The following is a 4,916-nucleotide window of genomic DNA, read 5'->3' as shown; positions in this document are numbered from 1 at the left end:
GGCGATGACGGCGTCGCCCCGATGGACGGTCCGGATCGCGGTGAGCATCTCCTCGGCGGGGGCGTCCTTGAGAAGGAAGCCGGAGGCTCCGGCTCTGAGGGCGGCGAACGCGTACTCGTCCAGGTCGAAGGTCGTCAGGGCGAGGACGCGGGGCCCGGCGTCCCGGCAGATCCTGCGGGTGGCCTCGACCCCGTCCATGCCCGGCATGCGGATGTGCATGAGCACGACGTCGGCGGCGGGGGCCAGGCGGACGGCTTCGGCTCCGTCGGCGGCCTGCCCGACGACGCGCAGGTCGGGCTGGGAATCGACGACCAGGACGGTACCGGTGCGGACGAGGTCCTGGTCGTCGACGACCAGGACCCTGATGGTCACGGCGTCTCCGGGTACGGAAGGCGGCCGCGCAGCGCGAAGCCGTCCCGGGCCGGGCCGGTGGTGAGGGAGCCGCCCAGCGCGTGCAGCCGGTCGCGCATCCCGCTCAGGCCCATGCCGGGTGCGGACGGAGCCGCCGCGCCGTCGTCCCGGACCGTGATGGTCAGCGCGTCGACGCCCCAGTCGAGGTCGACGGCCGCTCGGACGGTGGTTCCCGCGTGTTTCACGGTGTTGGTCAGCCCTTCCTGGACCAGGCGGTAGGCGGCCAGCTCCGCGGCGGGGCTGAGCGGACGCGGTGTGCCCTGGTCGGTGCGGTCGATCTCGAGGCCGGTGGTGCGGACCCGGTCCAGCAGCGCCGGCAGGTCGCGCAGCGTCGGCTGGGGGCTCTGGTCGGGGCGCAGGACGGACAGCAGGCCGCGCACGTCGGTGAGCGCCGCCCGCCCGGTGTCCTCGATGGCGGACAGCGCGCCGGCCGCGTGGTCCGGGGCGTAGCGGCCGGCCTTGGCCTGTGTGACGATGACGGCGAGGGAGTGGGCGATGACGTCGTGCATCTCGCGGGCGATGCGCGTCCGCTCCTCATGCCGGGCCTTCTCCGCCGTCATCTCGGCGTAGGCGAGTTGGGTGCGACGGACCAGGCCCATGCTCCACGCCGCCGCGACGATCGCCAGCAGCAGCGCGAGCAGCAGCCACGGCTCCGGTCCCAGGTCCGCGGAGCGGACGCTGTCGTCGGCGGCGAAGCGGGCGGCGACCGCGCAGGAGCCGATGACACCGGTGGCCAGGGCGAGGGTGCGGCTGCCGTAGGCCGTCACCGCGTACACGGACATGGGGAAGACCAGGACCGATGGAAGCACCAGAAACAGCCCGGTGACCGCGGTCTGCACGGCGAACGCGGCGCAGACCACGGCGTGCGAGCCGGTCGGGCGGGTGCGGCGTCCGATGAGGGCCAGGTGCGCGGCGACCGCCGCGATCAGGAGGACCGCCGCGCGCGCCCCCGGGACCGAGAGCGCGGCGACGAGCGCCGACAGGCTCGCCAGGGGCATGCCGGTGACGAACGCCAACGTCACGTCCGCACGGTTCGCACGCATGGGGTGAAAGCGTAGGTCAGCGGGTGAGCCGCTGGTAGGTCAGGGTGGCGCCGCCCAGCGCCAGGCCGAACAGCAGCCACGACCCGTAGACGGCGCCGACCATCGCGACGGTCAGCGGTTCGCCGAAGTCGACCGGTCCGTCGCTCAGCCCGACGGCTTGGGCGACGGTACCGAAACCGGCGAGCGCCCCCATGCTGACCAGCGCGCCGGTCGCCGCCCACGCGGGCACCAGCAGCGGCAGGCGGGGCAGGTGCCGCCCCCAGGGCTGGACCAGGGCCAGCGCCAGCGCCGCTCCGCCGAGGAGCATGACCGACTCCATGTACGGGAAGCCCTCGGTGTACGGCTCCGGGCGGGCGGCGGCGCCGCCGAACGACCAGTACAGCTTCAGCAGCGGGTAGGGGAACGCCAGCGTGAACGCGGTGTATCCGAGCCACGGTCGTTCCCGCCAGGGGCCCTGGGCCCGGCGGGCGAGCGCGAGCACCAGCAGGGCCGAGGTCAGCAGGCTGGCGCCACGGACCGCCGCACGGGCCCAGTTGACCTGCGCGAAGTCGCCCGCCGGGATGCCGGTCGCCCAGAAGAAGGCGCGGAAGCCGTCCAGGACGACTCCGCCGCCCGCCCACAGCAGGAGCACCGCAGCGATCCGTCCGGCCCAGGCGCGTTCCGTCCACGCGAACAGCAGAGCGAGCGCGACGCCCGCCAGCGTCACCCAGCCGGGCGCGAAGCCCCGGTCGTAGGTCGGTTGGTGCGGTGCCAGCACGGCGGCGGTGGCGGCGGCCGCCGCCGCGGCCACCGCACGGGTGTCGGTGAGAACGCTCATGGCCGCAACGCTGCCGTCACGCGGCGGCCCTGGGCGTCTACCCGTGGTCGTCCGAATCGGTGACCTTCGGGGTATTGACAGGCGCCGCGACATCGCCGTCGCCCAGCTCTGTCACCGCCGACTCACCGGATGAGAAGGCGTCTCAGTCGCCCGCGAGCAGAGTGAGCCCACCGCGCTTGATGCGCGCGACCAGCTGAGAGAACTCCCGGCGGCTGAGCCCGAGGTGACCCGCATCGGGGTTCTTCGAGTCGCGCACGCCCACGGTGCCGCCAAGCCTGGCCAGCTCGACGCAGGCATTATCGTTGACGCCACCACTCCGGGAACTCTTGCGCCATTCGCTCACAGATACCTCTCCCGCACCTTTCCGATCAGCTTTCGCGAATCATCGCGAGATAGGGCCAATGCCCCAAGTTGATCGAACTGTATCGCGAGAGCGGCGACCTCGTCACCAGCTTCAATGAAGCGCCCCGCCAACTGCGCACCGGCATAAGAGACCTGCCGTCCTCCCAGGTCGAGGAGCTGAAAGGCGCCGTCCAGCCCGGGGTGGGCGCCCACCGACCTCAAGATGACACGTACCGACACATGCGGCAGTTCATCGACTTCGAGCAGGTGGTCGAGCTGCTCCCTCATGATCTGCGGCCCCCCGATCGGACGGTCCAGAACGTCTTCGTCGAGGATGATCCACACGTACGGCGGGTCCGCCCTGGCGAGGATCTCCTGGCGCTTGCGACGGGCTTCCACCTCTCGATCGCTTTGCTGCGCCTGCCCTCCGGTGAGCAAGAGCGCACGCGCATACTCCGGCGTCTGCACGGGGACCGGCACGGATTTCCCGTGGTAGATCTTGATTACCCGGGCATCCGATTCGTACTGCATGTACTGCTTGAACCAGTCCGGGTCGTGTCCGGTGATCGCATAGTGGCGGAGCCGCTGGAAATGGCCGCCGGTGTCCCACGCCTTGTCCAGGAGAACCATGTACTGCTCCCCTGGGCGAAGCCTGCCCGCCTCCCAGTTGGATACAGTGCCGCGCGCCACCCGGACGATCTGGGCGGTTTGCGCCAATGAGAGACCGCGCCGAGTGCGGTGAAACCACAGGTCGAACGCCAGCCAGGCCCAAAGTGACGAGTCCGGGTCGATGGTCTCGCGAACACTCACTCCCACCTCCAGTGTATTCCGTGGATTCCAATCCATCACAGGGTAAACGCCTCTCACGCATCCTGGGCAAGAAATCAACGGAAGACCAGGACGGCGGATATGGACGATCAAGTACCGGTATTCGAAATGCCGGAATCGAGGGAAATTCGGATGACTCTGCTCGGAGTGGACTGTTCGGTCTCGCTCGCGCGTGAACTCGTCCGGTATGCCCTGCTCAATTGGGGCTGCGACCGTGAGCTGATCGACGACTCCGTGGTCGTCATGAGCGAAATCGTGACGAATGCGGTCGAGGCGGCGCGCGGGCGTCTGCTCAGGATCCGGGTCGCGCTGAGCAACGGCGCCCCGGTGCTGGAGTGCTGGGACCCCTCCCCCGAGCTTCCGTGCGCCTCGGTCGCCGGGCTGGACGCGCTCAGCGGGCGCGGTCTCGCGATCATCGCGGCCTACGCCAAGGACACCGGCGTCCGCCCGTCCGCCACGGGCGAGGGCAAGATCGTCTGGGCGCTCATGCCCGTCCCCGAGAGGGCCCTGGGTCAGTAGGCGATTCGCAGGGACGTGGGCGACCACCGTTCAGGGGCACACCCTCCCCGTCCAAGGCTGTGCCTGTGCTCGTTGAGGCTCAGTCTCGGACCGCTGTGCGGGGGCCGTCTCGGTCGAATGGTCGATAAACCCCACGGGGGTACTGTATGTTCGCCTGGAGGCGTGCGTGCCACCCCTACCGTTCCGACAGCGACCGGGAAAGGACGCAGCAATGCTGTTCATCGAGCTCCTCGTCCCCAAGGAAGCGTTCACCGAAGCCGAATGCCGCGCCCTGGCCTCCTCCCTCACGGCCGAACGGCTCCTCTCCGATGGCGAAGGCGTTCACCACACGGATCCGGGAGTGCTCGCGTGGTTCGGCTCTCTCACCCATGTCACCGTCCGCCGGCCGGACATCTGGATCACCGGTGCCGGAGCGCCGGGTGAGGAGGCCCCGCCGTGCTGCGTGGTGAGGATCCAGGTGGGAGCGTGGGCGAAGGAGATGAGCGAGCACCTCATCGCGAGGGCCACGCAGGAATTGGTGAGCACGGCGTCGGGATTCGACGGAAAGTCACGTGAGCCGCAAGTGCTGGTGCAGGTGGCCGGCGTCCCCGAAGGCGGTTACGGCCTGGACGGGCGGGTGCGCCGCACCGCCGACCTCCAGGAGATGATGGAGCGCGCGAAAACAGGAACGACGGCCGAAGAGGTGCCCGCAGGAATGGCCGTCGATCCCACGTGCGGCGCGATCATCCCGATGGACGATGCCGTCACGGTGGAGCTGGACGGCGAGGTCTTCAGGTTCTGCTGCACGCACTGCCGGGGCAGCTTCGTCAAGCAACGGCGCGCGGCCACCAATTCCTGAGGGCCGGACGGCCAGTTCCGTTAGCGGGCGTCGCGGCGGGCTTGGCGGCGGGCGCCCTTGGCTCGGGTGGCGGCGTGGCGGCGGTTCAGGGCCGGGTCGTTGCTCGTCGGCCTGCGGC

7 protein-coding genes are annotated in these 4,916 nt (G+C 70.1%); 2 read left to right on the top strand and 5 right to left on the bottom strand.

What is annotated here, in order from left to right:
* From ETD96_RS41370 to ETD96_RS41350, 5 genes are all read right to left on the bottom strand, one after another.
* The coding region (locus ETD96_RS41370; RefSeq protein ID WP_138641939.1) for a response regulator at nucleotides 1-372 on the bottom strand (372 nt) is incomplete at its 3' end.
* Nucleotides 369-1,454 carry a sensor histidine kinase gene (locus ETD96_RS41365; RefSeq protein ID WP_138641938.1) on the bottom strand — a complete coding sequence of 362 codons (1,086 nt, stop codon included), beginning with the start codon at nucleotides 1,452-1,454 and terminating at the stop codon, nucleotides 369-371. The genes ETD96_RS41370 and ETD96_RS41365, both read right to left, overlap by 4 nt.
* A 16-nt stretch (nucleotides 1,455-1,470) precedes the next feature.
* Nucleotides 1,471-2,271: a hypothetical protein gene (locus ETD96_RS41360; RefSeq protein ID WP_138641937.1), complete on the bottom strand. Its 801-nt coding sequence runs from the start codon at nucleotides 2,269-2,271 to the stop codon at nucleotides 1,471-1,473.
* Between the two features lie 142 nt (nucleotides 2,272-2,413).
* On the bottom strand, nucleotides 2,414-2,614 hold the full coding sequence (locus ETD96_RS41355) for a DUF397 domain-containing protein (protein WP_138641936.1): 201 nt from the start codon (nucleotides 2,612-2,614) through the stop codon (nucleotides 2,414-2,416).
* On the bottom strand, nucleotides 2,611-3,423 hold the full coding sequence (locus ETD96_RS41350; protein ID WP_138641935.1) for a helix-turn-helix domain-containing protein: 813 nt from the start codon (nucleotides 3,421-3,423) through the stop codon (nucleotides 2,611-2,613). The genes ETD96_RS41355 and ETD96_RS41350 overlap by 4 nt, the downstream gene beginning before the upstream one ends.
* A gap of 150 nt (nucleotides 3,424-3,573) precedes the next feature.
* On the opposite strand from ETD96_RS41350, the gene ETD96_RS41345 reads away from it, so the two are divergent.
* Nucleotides 3,574-3,960, top strand: a complete 387-nt coding sequence (locus ETD96_RS41345) for an ATP-binding protein (protein WP_171069493.1) — start codon at nucleotides 3,574-3,576, stop codon at nucleotides 3,958-3,960.
* 211 nt (nucleotides 3,961-4,171) lie between these two features.
* Nucleotides 4,172-4,798, top strand: a complete 627-nt coding sequence (locus tag ETD96_RS41340) for a hypothetical protein (protein ID WP_138641933.1) — start codon at nucleotides 4,172-4,174, stop codon at nucleotides 4,796-4,798.
* The last annotated feature ends 118 nt before the right edge of the window (nucleotides 4,799-4,916 follow it).

Source organism: Actinomadura geliboluensis, assembly GCF_005889745.1.
In the GTDB taxonomy this organism is placed as follows: domain Bacteria; phylum Actinomycetota; class Actinomycetes; order Streptosporangiales; family Streptosporangiaceae; genus Spirillospora; species Spirillospora geliboluensis.
Note: the sequence above shows the minus strand (reverse complement) of the source record. Positions and strands in the feature narration are given on the sequence as shown.

Excerpts from the sequence above, each read along its gene's own strand:
- ETD96_RS41365 (WP_138641938.1), bottom strand. The coding sequence starts at position 1,454 with ATGCGTGCGAACCGTGCGGACGTGACGTTGGCGTTCGTCACCGGCATG.
- ETD96_RS41360 (WP_138641937.1), bottom strand. The coding sequence starts at position 2,271 with ATGAGCGTTCTCACCGACACCCGTGCGGTGGCCGCGGCGGCGGCCGCC.
- ETD96_RS41345 (WP_171069493.1), top strand. The coding sequence starts at position 3,574 with ATGACTCTGCTCGGAGTGGACTGTTCGGTCTCGCTCGCGCGTGAACTC.
- ETD96_RS41340 (WP_138641933.1), top strand. The coding sequence starts at position 4,172 with ATGCTGTTCATCGAGCTCCTCGTCCCCAAGGAAGCGTTCACCGAAGCC.